Source organism: Pseudoalteromonas sp. APAL1, from assembly GCF_021532475.1.
Taxonomy (GTDB): domain Bacteria; phylum Pseudomonadota; class Gammaproteobacteria; order Enterobacterales; family Alteromonadaceae; genus Pseudoalteromonas; species Pseudoalteromonas lipolytica_C.
This window is the reverse complement of sequence record NZ_JAKGAW010000020.1, coordinates 67,546-83,152: the sequence shown is the minus strand read 5'-3', so window position 1 is coordinate 83,152 and position 15,607 is coordinate 67,546. Positions and strand designations below refer to the sequence as shown.

Below are 15,607 nucleotides of genomic sequence, written 5' to 3'. Positions count from 1 at the left end.
GTTTGCATCAACAAGTGTTTTATCTGCCATAATTTGCTCCAAGGTGTTGACCTAAAGTTAGTTTGAGGTAGTGTGCATTCAATAGTAAATAAAATGTATTTCATTGTGCAAGCGATATCGCAGCTCTAGTCTTTTATTTTTATTTATGACTAAATAAATTTATTGATTTTATTGGTAACTTTTTTGTATATATGTTGTATATTATAACTTCTGTTTATGTTTTATATGCAAAGGGAAAAATTGTGAAAAATAAATTGTTATTTGGTATGGTTATTTTAATGGCTAGTTCATCAGTATATGCTTCAGTAAAAGATAAAAAAGCAATGAGGAATGTTGATAATAATATTATAGCTGAAGTGAATAAGGTTAAATCTAGCTGTGGCAATTCAGCTTTAGATGTCATTGTAGACTGGGATAGTTATAAAAGTATGATTAGTAGCAATGATGCAAACCTAAAAAAAGATAACTATAAAAGTGAATGGGTTATTTCTCACTCAGGTCAACGAACTGTTGCGGCACTTGAAGCAATTGCAACTATTTGTGCAAGTGATGAAGATTATAAAGAAGAATTAGCAAAATTAAAAAATATTAAAATAAAAGCTAAGCAAGACTTTTTAGATTCAAAAAATAACTTTGCTTTATCTGGTAATACTTTAAATATTGAAACAGGTCATAAAATGACTCGAAGCGCATCTGATTATACGGATAAAATAAAATCTCTGTTTTAATTTTATTATTGCAATGATCTACCAAGAGTAGATCATTACATTAAAATCTATAAATGAAAATTTATAGTTCTTTCTCAATAGCATTCTGTACAGATTCAGCTCTTTCATCTATTTGATTTGCTGCATTCAATATTGGCGAATGATTTAAGGTTAAAATGCCCTTGCTATATGTCGCAAAATGATTAGCATTATGAACATTACCATAGTTTTGAATGATTAATTTTTTCAAATCTTCTTCTATCGCTTCTTTAGAAAATTCATCTGAGCACATTTCTTTGAACGCCTTTATAGTTGGTTCAAAATAGATCATTGGCCATGTTTGATCGTATAAATGAGCGTAATCATCAATAGCAAGTGTTTCCCAATTTACTTCTATATCAAATTCGAATTTGGCAGCTTCAAAAATTTGTCTTTTAAGTGAATCGAAGCGATTTTTTTCAAATTCTCTTGCTGCTTTTTTCTCTCTTAGTCCCATTGTCATTCCTTATTTATTTGACAGTGTTAAAATTAATGAATTATAAAGTTCTATTAAGCCCTTTTTCGATAAGCTGATTAATGCTGTGTGGTAGAGGTTCTGAATAGCTTATTTTTATTGTTATAGTCTTGTTGTTAAGCTTTAAATTAAACTTTGAAGTTTCATCATTTTTGATGTGGAAAGTATGTACTTTATTTATTGCTGATAATGTAAAGTCATCATTAGTTAATTTTTTTATGTTCTCTGTTAGGTAATCTATAATTATAGATAATTTTTCAGCTTCCATACTGTTGTTGCATTTATCAATAACGAATTTTAAGTCTAGGTTGTAACTCAACTTTAACATTTCTGAAGTTAAATTTATTATTTCTTCAATGTCGATTTTTTCAGGGTTTTTATTTTTCTGGCTTGAATTTAAAAGTAAATCTATTATTGAGTATTTGTCACTAGTTGTTACATGTGATAAATAATTTAAGTTAAAAAATGTTTTGTTTTTATTTTTGTCAGAAATGATTAAAGTTTTAGTTTCTTTACTTAGCTCTTCTAACCTGCCAGAGAAATTATTTCCAAAGTGATCAAAAAGAGTAACTTCAAAAAAAGCTTCTTGATTTATTAACCATTTTAATAAATCTATTGGAGAGGGGGTTTGATTTTTTTCTTGGGTATTAATCGCGATATTCCTTATCTGGATTTAGTCCTTGTTTTGGGGATATTACATTTTTTTGTGGTTTTAGACAATGGTAAATTTTACATTGTAAAACTGCTTCAATTTTTTGGGAATGATTAAAAAAGGCTAAACTTTCATAAGGTAATAGAAGCTATAAGCCAAAAACATTTATAAGTATAATTCGTTCTTGACCTAAAGTTAGCTTGAGGTTTTACGCTGCGCACATCATAAAAAAAGGAGTGATAGTAATGCAACAAAAACCAACAACAAATACGGTAATTATTTATTCAAGTGCGCGAAAACAGGGTAACACGAGCTTACAAGTTAATGATTATAAAACGCAATATGGTGGCGATGTGGTATGCCTAGATGACTATGTTATCTCGCCTTATTGCTATGACAAGCAATATAAAAATGATGATTTTTATGCGGTATTCGAAGCGCTGTTAAATTATCAACACTGGGTGCTGGCATCGCCAGTGTATTGGTATAACACCACACCGCAGTTTAAAGCATTTTTAGACCGGATCACTGATTATATGGATGATGAAACGCTAAGGCCAAAACTGAGAACACTGCGTGAAAAGCAGTTTTCATTGCTGTCAAATGCAGGTTCTGCACACGCACCTAACGCGTTTATCGAGATGTTTAAAAACACCTTCAATTACTTAGGAATGACCTTTAAAGCGCATCAACATATTGATGCTAGTTAAACGCGTCTAAACAAGGTAGGCTAAAGTAAAAAACAACAGGAACTTTCATGCAATCAACACTGTTAGGTTTATCTTTAGCCTTATTATCTTCGTTTAGTTATGCAGAGCAAGCTGAGCCTGCTATCAAAGGTTTTGGTTTTTATTATGATGTGCCAAACCATGCACCAATCTCTGATCAAACGGTGTTCAAAGTGGCATTTGATGTAGCTGATGCGGCAGAAAAAGGGGCGCAGAATAACAAAATGAACTCATTAGCAAGGTTCATTAATATGCATATAGCCCATGGTGTGAAGCCTGAGAACATTCAACTTGCTTTAGTTGTGCATGGTGGCGCAAGTGTTGATGTACTGGAAAACAGTTTTTATAAAAAGCGCTTTGATAGTGACAATAAAAATCAGCAATTGATCTCACAATTGTTGGCACATAATACCGTTGTGTATGTGTGTGGGCAGTCTGCAACGCACATGAAGGTAAAGCAGCAACAGCTTATTCCTGGTGTGCAAATGGCGTTATCGGCAATGACCGCGCATGCACAGTTGCAGCAACAAGGTTATACACTTAATCCATTCTAATGAATATCTTATGTTTTGGTGACTCAAACACTTATGGTATTTCGCCCGTCGATGGTAAGCGCTTTGCTGCTGATGAGCGCTGGCCTAGTTTACTTGGTATTAAATTAGGTGCCGGCTATCAAGTTATTGAAGCTGGCCAGCCTAATCGCACGCTGGTGAACGACCCACCTTTCAGTGGCGATAAACTGGGTATTAAGTACTTAGAGCCTTACCTAGCGGCTTATCATTTAGATGTGATTGTTATTCAGCTCGGCACGAATGATTTAAAGCGCCGTTTTGCACTGTCGGTTGCTGATATTGCCAAGGCACTAGAAGCCCTCATCTCAAACATAAAGAAATATTATCTACATCGAGACTTACCCAAAATTATAATACTAAGCGCTGCTAGGGTTTATGAAGTTGGCGCATATCAATCTATTTATGCGGGGGCGGCTGCAAAGTCTAATGAGCTAGTTAAGGCTTTTTCTGAACTGTGTGTGAAACAGCAAACGCTGTTCCTGGATATCACAGCAATAGCTCCGCCTTGCCAGCAAGAAGGTATACATTTAACCCTTGAGTCGCATCGAGCTATTGCAGAGCATTTGCTAGAGTTACTAATAAATGAAAAAAGCCACAGGTTTTAATAACTCAGTGGCTTGGGTATTGATTTTACAATCAAGGGATTAGGGAGTTATTATTAAAACTCGTAGCTAATACTTAAGCGTGTAGTACGCGGCATAATGTAACGACCATTCGGTGCATCAGCATTACGAGGGTCACCTTCTGTTATGCCTTGTTCGTCAGTTAAGTTATCAACCGCTAACTGCACTTTAATACCTTCCATAGGTTCAACAATTAAACCTATGTCTACTTTTTCGTAACCTTCTAAAGTAACTGAGTTTTCGTTGTTTCCGTAGCGGTCATCAACCGCTGAGATTGTGCCGTACAAGGTTGCATACATGTCACTAACTTCAAAGTCATAGCTTGGTGTTAAACGTACTTGCCATTTTGGCTGACGCTGACTTTCGTTGCCTTCGTTAGTTGGGCTTTCTGTTATTTCAGTTTCTTGAAGCGTTGAGTTTAAGTTAACTGAGAAACCAGATTCATGGTTGTAGTTATAATCAAGCTCAATACCGTATGCTTCGTTGGTTAAAATTTCAGATGGGTCACCTGGTCGACGATTAAATGTGTCACCTTTTACTTCGTTAGTGAAGAATGTTGCGTAAAAGTCGGTGCTGTCTGTTAATAATTTATAACCAAACTCAGCTTGTGTTACTTCTTTAATTAGCTTTTCGCCATTTTGGTAAGCACCATAGTTATCACGGAAGTCGTCGAAGTAAGGCATTTTGTAACCACGGTTTACACGAGCAAATACGCCCATGTCATCGGAAATTGAGTAGTTAATACCTGTTGTCCACGATGTTTTGCTTTCGTCATATTGAACAGACTGAGTGATCACACCGTCAAGACCTTCATCAACTGAGTATTCCACTTCATGGTTTTCAAAACGAATACCTGCATCAAGCGTAAAGTCATCGTTGAATTTATATTGAGCTGTTGTGTAAAACGCATTGGTGCGTGCATCACCTGTTGAATTGATATCGTAGTTAAAGCCACAACCATCAACACTTGCATTACATTCGAAACCGTCTAGCATTTCGCCACCTGCTTCAAGCACGTGATACGCTACATTGCCTAAGCTCCACCAGTCATTTGCTGATGTGCTTGCTGTGTAATAACCAAATGCCAGCGATAGATTATCAAGCTTTTTAGCAAACGCTAAATCATTGGTGAATGCGCTGATCTCTTTTAATGCCACCCAACGGCCAACTTTTTGCACCGCCGTGTCTGCGCCGTATTCTGTGCCAGTTACTGCACCTGTTACTGGACCTGTTATCGTTTCACCGGTTTCAGCAGCTGTTTCAATCGTTGTTGCAGAGCCTGCCGGTACTAAGCCGTATGTGTTAGCATCACCCTTGGTGAAGTTAAAGCGATCTGTAAAGCTCCAGCCGTTATCAAATTCAAGTTTGATACTACCGCCAGAAACATGACCTTTCCAACCACGGCCTTCACCTAAGTCGATTTGTCGTTCGTCATTATTTGGGCCTGTGTAAATAGTTGCTTGGCGATTTAAAGTACCTAGTTGCGTGTACTCAGCATCAATACCGTCAACATTCAGTGGTGTTGGTAAGTACCAAGCACCGTGGTCATCTGTTTGACGGGTGTATAAATTAATGGTGCCGTTTTCTAACTCTTTTGTGATATTAATTGTGAACTGGCTGCCTTTTTCTGATGTGAAACCAGCATCACGAATACCTGGTGAGCTTTTAACATAACCACCCACCATAAAGTATAGATCATCAGAAACCTCACCACTTACCACAGCATCAAGTCGCTGCAAGTCATAATCTGAGGTCGTGTATTTGAAAACACCTTCAGTGTATTCACCACCACGCTTTAAACGGAAATTCGTTGTTAAACCAGGCTGGCCGTTTGATACAACAGGGTTTGGACCACCACGCAGTGCTTCCATTGTTTCAATGGTTTCATCTAAACGGAATAACGACGAGTTTTCTAAAAATGATAAAGTAGGTGCAGGGTAAATTGGTGAGCCTTCAAGACTCAATGTTAAAAATGGCGCATCGCCACCACCGGGAAAACCACGCACAAACACGTTTGCGCCAGATTCACCACCTGAACTTTCTACCCACACACCTGGTACGGCTTTAAACAAGTCAGCTGTACTTTTTGGCGATAGTTTAACAATTTGATCGGCATCAATGTTTGTCACGGCGTAACCTGCGTCGATTTTACGAACACCGATACCGGCAGGTGTGCCCGATACGACAATTCGTTCTACTTTTTCATTTGCTGATTTTTGTGGCTGTTCTTCGGCCATTGCAGTTTGGCCACTGATTGCTAGCAGGATTGCAGAGGCTAATGCACTGCGAGTATATGTTGTTGTCATCATTGTGTGTTCCCATTTCCTTTTGTGTGTAAAGCAAGTTATTGAAACGATTTTTGCAATTGTTAATGCCTTGCTTTTTTAAACCATAAAGATCAATGCAAACGTTTGCAAATGGTTTTTATAACTTTTTGTTGTAAATTTGAACACAGGATTAGAGTATGAAATGCGTGCTACTGAAAAAATATTATCTGCTGAAACGCAGCGGTTTAGTTAAAATGATGTTATATTGCTGGCACATATTCTAAGGACAGCACCCAGTGTTTTAGCATTATGAATGAAAAAAAATTGAAGCTCGCTGATCTGGCTAAATTAGCAGGGGTTTCGACATCAACTGTGTCTCGCGCCCTGAATGATAACCCATTGATTAAAAAGGAAACAAGGGTAAAGCTTCAACGCTTAGCCAAACAGCATAATTTTAGTTTAAACACTGCTGCAAGTCGTTTACGAACACAAAAAACCAATGTTGTTGCCGTGATAATTAACCTAGATGGGGACACCGAGCAGTCTATAAATGACCCTTTTCTACTTAAAGTTGTTGGCGAAATTAATCTTGCATTGAATAAATTTGGCTTAGAATTGCTGCTTTCAAACTCATTTATGGCGAGCGACGATTGGGCCAACTACTTCATAAATAGTCGTCGTGCTGACGGTCTTATAGTAGTTGGGCAGGGTAAGAATCAAGCAAATATCGAAGCTGCAGCAGATGCGGGTGTGCCCCTAGTGGTTTGGGGAGATCCTAAATCGCCCAGCAATTACCCTATTGTAGGGAGCGATAATTATTTAGGTGGTAGGCTTGCTACTGAGCATTTATTGAATAAAGGAGCCAAGAATATTTTGTTCTTAGGTGATCCTGGGCATGCCGAAATAGGTGAGCGCCACCGAGGTTATTTAGATGCGATAGCGAGTGCGAAAGCCACACCTCATGTGGTTTCTATTGATATTACAAGCGGCGCTTCTTACAAAAGTATAAATAAACTCTTGGTTGAAAAAGGCCTATATTTTGACGGTATTATGGCATGTAGCGATATGGTGGCACTTGGCGCTATGAAAGCGTTAAAAGAGCGTTATATTAGTATTCCAAATGATGTCGCTTTAGTCGGTTTTGACGATATCGCAATGGCAGATATCAGCCATCCTTCCTTATCAAGTATTAAACAGAATACGCAGCGTGCCTCAGTTATTCTTGTGGAAAAATTAATAGCGCAGTTTTCGGGGCAAACAACCACCTCTCAAGTTGTTGATATTGAATTAATTTGTAGACAATCCAGTCAGCGTTGATTTGGGCTGTTGTTAAATATTTGTTTAAATGTGTTTGCAAACGTTTGCATTTACTTGATTGCTAAACTAGACTAAATAAAAATAATCTTAGGTTTGAGTGAATGAATCCGATCAGAATAACAGTCGCATTGGCGTGCAGCTATTTTGTATTTGCTATTATGCTAAACAGTGTCGGTACTGTTATTTTGCAAGCAATAAATAGTTTAGGTGTGACTAAAACAGACGCATCCGTTTTAGAGGGTTTTAAAGACTTAAGCATAGCAATTGTTTCATTCTTAGTTGCGTCGTTTATTCCTCGGGTTGGTTATAAAATCGCGATGTTGGCTGCCTTAGTTTTTGTCGCTGTTATGTGTTTAGTTGTACCTACAATTGCACAGTTCTGGGTACTAAAGGCACTGTTTGCAGCAATTGGTTGTAGCTTTGCAGTGATGAAAATTTCTGTTTATTCAGTGATTGGCCAGGTAACAGACAGTGCTAATAAGCACTCAGCGTTGCTAAACACCATTGAAGGGGTGTTTATGCTAGGTGTGTTAGCAGGCTATTGGATCTTTGCTTTATTTATCGATCCAAATGATGTGCAGAGCACTCACTGGTTAAATGTATATTATTTGCTTGCCTTGATTGTTGCCGTAGCCTTTTTAGCTGTTTTTACAGCACCAATTAAATCACCTGAATTAAAGGGCTCGCACTACTCACAAATTCACGCGTTTATTGACATGCTAAGGCTTGCGTATAAACCGTTGGTGTTAATTTTTATTATCAGTGCCTTTCTTTATGTATTAATCGAACAGGGAGTAGGTACTTGGTTACCTACTTTTAATAATCAAGTTTTAATGCTCCCCGTTGATGTAAGTATTCAGCTAGCAAGTATATTTGCTGCGGCGCTTGCGCTAGGTCGCTTGGTTGCTGGTCAATTACTGCGCTATCTAAATTGGTTTAGTATATTAATCAGTTGCTTAATATCTATGGCTGTGCTGGTTTTACTTGTATTACCTATGACGCACAACGTTGATGGTAGCCAAGTAAAAACAATATTTGATGTACCACTTGCTGCATTCATGTTACCCCTGATTGGCTTTTTTATGGCACCGATTTATCCGGTACTTAACTCAGTTATGTTGAGTTCATTGGCTAAGTATCAGCACGCAGCAATGACAGGACTGATAGTTGTTTTTTCTGCTCTTGGAGGGACTACTGGCTCAATTATTACAGGGTTGGTATTTGATAAATTTAGTGGCCAACATGCCTTTTATTTAACTTTGGTGCCTATTGCATTGTTATTGGTGAGTGTTTCAGTGTTCAAGAAACACACGTTAAAACCTCTTTCTCATACAACTTCAGCTGAACAATAAAGGGTATTTATGAGCTTTCTTGATAGTCAATTATTTAAAGATGTGCAGTTAGAAGAGGTGTTTGCTGATTCTAAGATGTTTGCTGATGCCATTCCTAATTTGTCTTGGCAAAGTGCTTGTGAATTATATTTGCTCGTTGGGCCTTTGAGAGGCGAGGAGCTTCGTGAGTTTGTAATGACTCATTTTATGTTTGCCGACCAAACAATCCCAACAGCTAAGATAGATACTTCTTCAGTACAACAATATATTGCTGATTTATGGCCTCACTTACACCGCAGTGCAGATACAGACTTATCAAGCTCATTGTTACCGCTGTTTTATGACTATATTGTGCCTGGTGGACGATTTCAGGAAATATATTATTGGGACAGTTATTTTACCGCATTAGGCCTTGAGGATATTGGTGATCTTGCAACAATAGAAGCAATGGTAAACAACTTTATTGACCTGCAAAATCGCAATGGTTGCATACCAAATGGTAATCGAATCTATTACAGTAGTCGCTCACAACCACCTGTATTAGCACTCATGCTTACTATGCTTTGGAAAGCTAAATATCAGCATCAGGATGATTTAACTTGGCTTGCAAGTGCTATTGAAGCTTTAGAGTCTGAGTATCAATTTTGGATGCAAGATTGTAGCGAATTATCAACGCAAACACCTTTAATAAAGCGAGTTGTAAGAATGCCTGATGGCGCAATTTTAAACCGTTATTGGGATAGCTCTACAACTCCTCGACCTGAATCATTAAAAGAAGATTTACACGATGCTGAAGGTCTCGATGAGGTACAAAAGTTAAGTTATTTTCAACATATACGAGCGGCATGCGAGTCAGGATGGGACTTCAGTAGTCGCTGGCTTGTAGATCATCATGATTTAAAAACGATTGAAACCACCAATATCGTCCCAGTTGACCTAAACTGTTTGCTTTATAACCTTGAAAGAACACTTGGAGACTTTTATCGACTGCTGGGTAAGGATCAAAAATGTCATTCCATAGAAGAATTAGCCGCTCTTCGTTTGCAAGCAATTGACCAATATTGTTGGCATAGTGAGGCTGGGGTATATCGAGATTTTAATATTCGTTTAAATCAGCAAAGTGAGGTTGATTCATTGGCAACAGCGGTGCCGTTGTTTGTTGGCGCAGCGTCTGCTAGGCAAGCCGAACAGGTAAAGCAAAAGCTGATGTCAGAGTTTTTAAAACCGGGTGGATTAGTAACAACCTTATGTAGTACTTCACAACAATGGGATAGCCCTAATGGCTGGGCTCCTCTGCAGTGGTTTGCTGTAAAAGGGCTCTTTGATTATGGTTATGTTAGTGAAGCGCAGGCAATTATGAAAAATTGGTTGAGCATGATTGAAATGCGTTTTACTGAAGATAAGTGCCTATTAGAAAAATATAACGTTTGTGATTTAGTTAGTCGAGCCGGTGGCGGTGAATATACTGTGCAACAAGGGTTTGGCTGGACAAACGGGGTGACATCTCGCTTTTATAAATTACTAAATAGCACGCTTTAAAGGTATTGGTTTATCACTTCAAGCAATTCTCGCAGCTGTAAGTATATTGCGAGTTCAAGCTGTATCTCTTAAGTTGTTACAGTCATAGTACAGCTTAAGGGATAACCCTATTGGCAAGTAACTGTTTGTTCTTAACAGTTAATTGTCTCTTCTTAAAAGCATAGCTTCATTATGCGAAACTCCTTCTCTATTATTTGTATTACAAAATGAAAATTACAGTAAAGCTGTGTATAATCTGCGCCCTTTAATTTGTTTATTAAATTGTCGTTTTGATGTGGGGTTGTTGGTGAAAGCATTGCTTAAACAGCATGGTGTAATTTTTATTCTTCTAAGCATGCTAACGGGATTAATGGGGGCATTCGTTAACCCTTTGATGAGCTTATTCATTATAGAAGGGCTGCAGACACCACCCGTTTATTTGGGTGTTTATATGGTAGCAGTAACTATTACGGGGTTAATTATTAGTCAGTGGCTGGGTGGTATGGCTGATAAAGGAACTAGTGCACGTAAGTTATTTATGGTGGCTGTATCAGGTATGGTGTGTGCGTTAGTGACCTTTGCTAATGCCACTGCATTTTGGCAAGTGTTACTTGCGGGCGTGTTATTTCTAGCTATGGGAAATGCAGCAATTCCGCAAATGATGACCGTGGCAAGGCAATGGGCAGGGCGTCAACAGAACATCGACATCACCAGTTTTAATTCGCGTTTACGTGCCGCTATTTCTTTTGCTTGGGTGGGCGGCCCGCCGCTTGGCTATTTGTTAGCCTCGGGAGGAGAGTTTAGCCGCTCGTTTTACTTTGCTGCAGCGTGTGCATTGGTTGCGCTTATCTTTGCATTTAAGTTCATTCCTGACTATAGCGCTAAAAAGTCACAACATAGCTCAGAGCCAGCAGCCGCTGCGAGTTTATCATTTTGGTTGCTAGGCTTAGCTATTATGCTTGGCTCAACGGGCAATATTATGTATTCATCGGCACTGCCGCTCTATAGCATTACTGAACTAGGATTTGCTGAGCATACGCCTGGGCTATTTATGGGTGTTGTGGTACTGTTAGAAATTCCTATCATGCTGTATGCGGCAAAGCTTGCTAAAAGATACAGTAAGGTTTCGATGCTTGTAGTCGCATTTTGTTGTGCCATTGTATTTTATTTAGGGGTGTTTTTTGCCACACAGGTATGGCATTTAATCGCGCTGCAAGTTTTAAATGGGCTGTTTTACGGTATTTTTGCGGGCATTGGTTTAACCGTATTACAAGATCAGCTACCAGAGCGTATTGGGTTTACCTCGGCGTTTTACACGAACGCGATTAAATTAGGGGTTATGTGTGGGGCAGGGGCAACAGGAGTTATTGCACAGTTTCACAGCTTTAGATTTGCAAGCCTAGGTTCAATGCTTGCTGCAAGCTTAGCTTTAGGCTGCTTAATACTGTTTAGTTATGTGAAAAGAAAAGAGCAACAACCTAGTCTTATACAAAGCCCTTTTGTTGCTGTTACTAAGAACACGTAAAACGCAAAAAGCCCAGTAAATACTGGGCTAAAGAGGGAGGAGAGGTATTAATAAAAAGAATATTTTAAAGTAAGCGACGTTGTACGGCCGTTAATAGTACGGGCGCGAATAATGTCGTTATCTGGTACAGAGCCTTCTTCTGCTTCTGTGATACCTACGGTGTCGAACAGGTTGTTCACGTTAAGCGATAGGCTTAAGTTTTCAGACAGGTTGTAACTTACAAAGCCATTCACTTGTGTATAGCCATCAAATTTAAGGTCGTTACTGTCTTGTGCGTAAGCATCCGTTGTACCAATAAAGCTCAGGCCAGCAGCACCTTTGTCAAAGTTGTAAGTTGCCATTAATGAGTAGATTAGGTCAGCTTGACGACGTGGTGTATTACCAACTAACTCTGGCGATAACGCATCTTTAGCAATTTCTGCATCTGTCCAAGTAAAGTTACCACGGAAGTCCCAATCACCAACGTAGTACGTTGATTCAACCTCAATACCTTTTGCTTCGTACTCGCGGTCAAAGAATTTTTGTGATGTTGCTTCAAAGTTTTGCTCTTCAGTTTCTGCGTAGAATGCTGTTGCAAATACTGATAGTGAATCAAAACGTTTTTTCACACCGAACTCATATTGATTTACTTCATCAATTGCATCGGCTTCGGCAACTGAACCATCAGCTTCTACTTTACCGAATAGTAAGCGGTCTGCATTTGCGCGGCCACCTTTACTTAAGCGGGCAAATGTCGCGAAACTTGGGTCAATTTGGTAGTTCGCACCAATTGAGTATGAGCTGTAGTGCCAGTCGTAGTTAACAATGCTTGGATTTGCGTTATCAATACCAACAACACTTTGCTCTGGAATTGAGATGGTACCGTCGCCGTTCATATCAATCGTAGATGTAACTGCACCTGCGTAGTTGCCACGTGCTTCGCCTGAATCATAGCGAGCACTTGCATCAATGCTTAAATCGCCAAACTTAGTGGCTAAGTTAATGTAAGGTGCACGCGTTTCGTATTCTGTGTCGTAGTTACGTTGACAGCAGTTACCCCAGTATGGAGTACCATAAGCGTACAAGCCATTATCAGAGTAGCTATCGCCATTAGCAGCGGTAACATCAAGTAATGCTGCGTTGTCGCCTTTTAGCTCCATAACGTACGAGTTCCAAAGCCAAGACATATCAATTGATTGGCTTGATGCAAAGTAACCAAAAGTAACACTAGTGTCATCAGAGAACGACTTAGTTAACTTAAGATCATTAACAATTGAACCCATGTCATTTAGCGTTACATCGAATGTGTGAATACGCATTGCTAAATCGTCATCGCCGTAAGCTTCGCCTGCTGAGCCACCATTTGCATAAACAAGTGATGCACCATCACCAGCAATGCTAGAGGCGATAGAGCTTGCAGATGCAACTTCAGCTGGAATAAGAGAAATAAAGTTACCGCTCACTGACGATGTTCTAAAGCGGTTTTCGATACGCCAGTCGTTTTCTAAATCAAATGCCGCTTCAAAACCGACTGAGGTAACAACCGGATTCATACCGTCGGTCATATCGCCAGTACTAATTTGGTTATCGCCATTTAAACGCAGAGTTTGTGTGAAAAGTGCTGAATGCGGCGTATCTGATTGCGAATCAAAGCCTGGGATTGAATCGCCATCTGAGTACATTGGCATAGGTAGGTAACCTACGCTTTTATCATCAAGGTGTTTAAAGTAAACACGAACATAACCGGCATCAAATTCTTTAGTCAGGTTTGCCTTAATTTGGCCACCTTTATTTGATGTATAACCGGTTTCACGTGGGCCTTCACCTTGGCGAACAAAGCCACCAATGTGGTAGCGCACACTGTCGTTTAAATACGTACCATACTCAAAGTCAGTACGGATAGAGTCATAATCAAGGCCAACCGTGGTTGATACGCTACCTGACTCGTTCTCACCCGTTTTTGAAATAAAGTTGATGATACCGCCTGGTGCGTCACTTGCTGCTGTCGAAGCTGAGCCACCACGGATTGATTCAACACTTTGTACTGTTGAATCTAAACGCATGAAGATATCTGCATTACCAAAGGCAATATCGCCAAACTGCATAACAGGTAAGCCATCTTCTTGTAGTTGCAAGAACTTAGCACCACCCGATGCAACAGGTAAACCACGTACTGCGATATTCGCGTTACCTTCACCACCTGTTGATTCTGAACGAACACCCGGGATTGTTCTGAATGCTTCTGCAGTAGAGCGTGGTGTTGATACTTCAATTTCTGCTAATGTAACACTGCTAACCGATGAACTTGATGCCATAATCGTTGTACGGCGCGGTACACCTGTTACAACGATTGTTTCAAGGCCGCTTTTTTTAGCCTCTGCTGGTTGTGCTTGCTCTTCTGCGTGTAAGTTTTGGCTTACTGCTAGCGCAAGCGCGCTTAATGTGTAAAGGGCATGTTTGTGTGTTGTCATAATGTGCCTCGTGTCAATCCCAGATGGTTTGTTGTCTAAATTGTTATCTTAATCGATTAAGTAAAGATAACAATAATTTTACACAGTGCAAGTCTTTTTAGCGAAAAACTTGCACAATTTATGTTCGATAATTGATTTTTAACGATTTTTATTTAGTGGCTTAATGCACTGTGCTGCGCTAAAGCTTGCTCAGCAGGGTTGCGTAAGTAGTTATATAGCATGGCTAAAAACAGTAAACATGCGAAACCTGTTGCGAGATAAAACCCATAACGAATGTGGCCAAAGAAATCACTGATCATACCCATAAGTAGTGGGGCTGCAGCTGCAGATAATGCAGTGAAAAACAGGATGACCCCAGCTACCGCACCGTGCTGCTGAACGGCAAAGCAAGAAATACCTTTCGAGTTTAAAGTTGGGTAAATCATTGACATAAACAGACCTGATAAGGGTAATAAGAATATTGCCCAATCAACACCACCAAATATTAAGCCTAAATAACATAGTGCGATCCCTAAGCTTAAATACAGCATCGCCGCTTGCCAGCTTAAGTGGTTTAAAAGCCATACCGCTAAGAAACGTCCCGCAGCGCGTAAAATAAAAAATAAGGTCAATGCGTAGGTTGCCAGTAATTGCCATGGGCCAGTGTAATCGCCAAGTAGAGTAGGCATCCACACATAAATAGCCACTTCGGTTGCTACATAAAGGGCAATCGCTAAAGAAAAGCCAAGTGCGTAAGGGTTTTTCATCATGCTCATAGTAGTGGCAAGGGAGGCGGGTTTTGCGTGTTCTTCTTGCTTTTTAGGTTTAGGGTAATCTGCACGCCAAGCTATAATGGTTAAAATTAAGCATAAAACCCCTGCAATAACATATAGGTAAGTCCAGCTAACTTTTTGCGTAATTAAAAAGCTCACTAAAGCAGGGCCTACGATAGCACCGATACCAAAAAAGCCTTCGACTAAATTCATGGTTTTTGTGTGCTCTAAATTGTTTTTAGAGATATCACCTAACAATGCTAAAGCACCTGTTTTGAATAAACCAATAGCAAGGCCAATACAGCTAAGAAGCACTACAAATATGCTAAAGCTGCTGCTTATCGCGAATAAAAAACAACTAATCGTAAATAAACCCAGGCCCAACATTATCGTTTGTTTACGGCCAAAACTGTCGGCAAGAAATCCTAAAAATAGGCCACTAAAAGCAATCAGTGCCATTGGGGCATAATGGAATGCACTAGCTTGTGTCATGCTGAGGTCAAATTCTTTTATTAACTCAGGAATGATCATACCAACCGCATCAGAGGTCATGGCAAACATAAAAAACATCATGTATGTCAACCATCTAATCATTTGCAAAGGATCGTGTGTTCTATTCATTGTTGTATCCTCATGTGAAGGCTTACACCT

13 protein-coding genes are annotated in these 15,607 nt (G+C 39.4%); 8 read left to right on the top strand and 5 right to left on the bottom strand.

Annotation, left to right across the window (positions count from 1 at the left end; all coding sequences use genetic code 11):
* The first annotated feature begins 242 nt into the window (after nt 1-242).
* Nucleotides 243-728 (top strand): hypothetical protein, encoded by a 486-nt coding sequence (locus L1264_RS11675; protein WP_235404029.1) that lies wholly within the window; start codon nt 243-245, stop codon nt 726-728.
* A 61-nt stretch (nt 729-789) separates the two neighbouring features.
* On the opposite strand, the gene L1264_RS11670 is transcribed toward L1264_RS11675, so the two are convergent.
* Entirely contained in the window at nt 790-1,203 is a 414-nt protein-coding gene (locus L1264_RS11670; RefSeq protein ID WP_054554047.1) for a hypothetical protein, read from the bottom strand.
* Nucleotides 1,204-1,243: 40 nt separating this feature from the next.
* On the bottom strand, nt 1,244-1,489 hold the full coding sequence (locus L1264_RS11665) for a hypothetical protein (RefSeq protein WP_199527274.1): 246 nt from the start codon (nt 1,487-1,489) through the stop codon (nt 1,244-1,246).
* 629 nt (nt 1,490-2,118) lie between these two features.
* On the opposite strand from L1264_RS11665, the gene L1264_RS11660 reads away from it, so the two are divergent.
* From L1264_RS11660 to L1264_RS11650, 3 genes are read left to right on the top strand one after another with little or no spacing between them, the layout of a single operon-like run.
* A complete protein-coding gene (locus L1264_RS11660) occupies nt 2,119-2,583 on the top strand; it encodes a flavodoxin family protein (RefSeq protein WP_135926865.1) in 465 nt (154 codons plus the stop codon).
* Nucleotides 2,584-2,630: 47 nt separating this feature from the next.
* Nucleotides 2,631-3,155 carry a DsrE family protein gene (locus L1264_RS11655; RefSeq protein ID WP_135926866.1) on the top strand — a complete coding sequence of 175 codons (525 nt, stop codon included), beginning with the start codon at nt 2,631-2,633 and terminating at the stop codon, nt 3,153-3,155.
* The gene (locus L1264_RS11650; protein ID WP_199527273.1) at nt 3,155-3,778 is read left to right on the top strand and encodes a GDSL-type esterase/lipase family protein; all 624 of its coding nucleotides are present in this window, start codon (nt 3,155-3,157) and stop codon (nt 3,776-3,778) included. Before L1264_RS11655 ends, L1264_RS11650 begins: the two co-directional genes overlap by 1 nt.
* 53 nt (nt 3,779-3,831) lie before the next feature.
* Here L1264_RS11650 and L1264_RS11645 read toward each other — a convergent pair whose 3' ends face one another.
* Complete coding sequence (locus L1264_RS11645; RefSeq protein ID WP_135926967.1) at nt 3,832-6,102, bottom strand: TonB-dependent receptor; 2,271 nt, start codon at nt 6,100-6,102, stop codon at nt 3,832-3,834.
* Between the two features lie 270 nt (nt 6,103-6,372).
* On the opposite strand from L1264_RS11645, the gene L1264_RS11640 reads away from it, so the two are divergent.
* From L1264_RS11640 to L1264_RS11625, 4 genes are all read left to right on the top strand, one after another.
* Complete coding sequence (locus L1264_RS11640; protein ID WP_135926868.1) at nt 6,373-7,380, top strand: LacI family DNA-binding transcriptional regulator; 1,008 nt, start codon at nt 6,373-6,375, stop codon at nt 7,378-7,380.
* Nucleotides 7,381-7,481: 101 nt separating this feature from the next.
* Nucleotides 7,482-8,732 carry an MFS transporter gene (locus L1264_RS11635; protein ID WP_135926869.1) on the top strand — a complete coding sequence of 417 codons (1,251 nt, stop codon included), beginning with the start codon at nt 7,482-7,484 and terminating at the stop codon, nt 8,730-8,732.
* Between the two features lie 9 nt (nt 8,733-8,741).
* A complete protein-coding gene (locus tag L1264_RS11630; RefSeq protein WP_138557123.1) occupies nt 8,742-10,250 on the top strand; it encodes a trehalase family glycosidase in 1,509 nt (502 codons plus the stop codon).
* Between the two features lie 286 nt (nt 10,251-10,536).
* Nucleotides 10,537-11,754: a sugar efflux transporter gene (locus L1264_RS11625; protein ID WP_235404027.1), complete on the top strand. Its 1,218-nt coding sequence runs from the start codon at nt 10,537-10,539 to the stop codon at nt 11,752-11,754.
* A 47-nt stretch (nt 11,755-11,801) separates the two neighbouring features.
* Here L1264_RS11625 and L1264_RS11620 read toward each other — a convergent pair whose 3' ends face one another.
* Complete coding sequence (locus tag L1264_RS11620; protein WP_199527272.1) at nt 11,802-14,204, bottom strand: TonB-dependent siderophore receptor; 2,403 nt, start codon at nt 14,202-14,204, stop codon at nt 11,802-11,804.
* 152 nt (nt 14,205-14,356) lie between these two features.
* Nucleotides 14,357-15,577, bottom strand: coding sequence for an MFS transporter (locus L1264_RS11615; RefSeq protein WP_135926872.1), 1,221 nt, complete (start codon nt 15,575-15,577; stop codon nt 14,357-14,359).
* Nucleotides 15,578-15,607 lie beyond the last annotated feature (30 nt).

What these genes read in the sequence shown, in the direction of transcription:
- L1264_RS11670 (WP_054554047.1), bottom strand. Translation starts at nt 1,203, where the DNA reads ATGGGACTAAGAGAGAAAAAAGCAGCAAGAGAATTTGAAAAAAATCGC.
- L1264_RS11665 (WP_199527274.1), bottom strand. Translation starts at nt 1,489, where the DNA reads ATGGAAGCTGAAAAATTATCTATAATTATAGATTACCTAACAGAGAAC.
- L1264_RS11660 (WP_135926865.1), top strand. Translation starts at nt 2,119, where the DNA reads ATGCAACAAAAACCAACAACAAATACGGTAATTATTTATTCAAGTGCG.
- L1264_RS11655 (WP_135926866.1), top strand. Translation starts at nt 2,631, where the DNA reads ATGCAATCAACACTGTTAGGTTTATCTTTAGCCTTATTATCTTCGTTT.
- L1264_RS11650 (WP_199527273.1), top strand. Translation starts at nt 3,155, where the DNA reads ATGAATATCTTATGTTTTGGTGACTCAAACACTTATGGTATTTCGCCC.
- L1264_RS11645 (WP_135926967.1), bottom strand. Translation starts at nt 6,102, where the DNA reads ATGACAACAACATATACTCGCAGTGCATTAGCCTCTGCAATCCTGCTA.
- L1264_RS11640 (WP_135926868.1), top strand. Translation starts at nt 6,373, where the DNA reads ATGAATGAAAAAAAATTGAAGCTCGCTGATCTGGCTAAATTAGCAGGG.
- L1264_RS11635 (WP_135926869.1), top strand. Translation starts at nt 7,482, where the DNA reads ATGAATCCGATCAGAATAACAGTCGCATTGGCGTGCAGCTATTTTGTA.
- L1264_RS11630 (WP_138557123.1), top strand. Translation starts at nt 8,742, where the DNA reads ATGAGCTTTCTTGATAGTCAATTATTTAAAGATGTGCAGTTAGAAGAG.
- L1264_RS11620 (WP_199527272.1), bottom strand. Translation starts at nt 14,204, where the DNA reads ATGACAACACACAAACATGCCCTTTACACATTAAGCGCGCTTGCGCTA.
- L1264_RS11615 (WP_135926872.1), bottom strand. Translation starts at nt 15,577, where the DNA reads ATGAATAGAACACACGATCCTTTGCAAATGATTAGATGGTTGACATAC.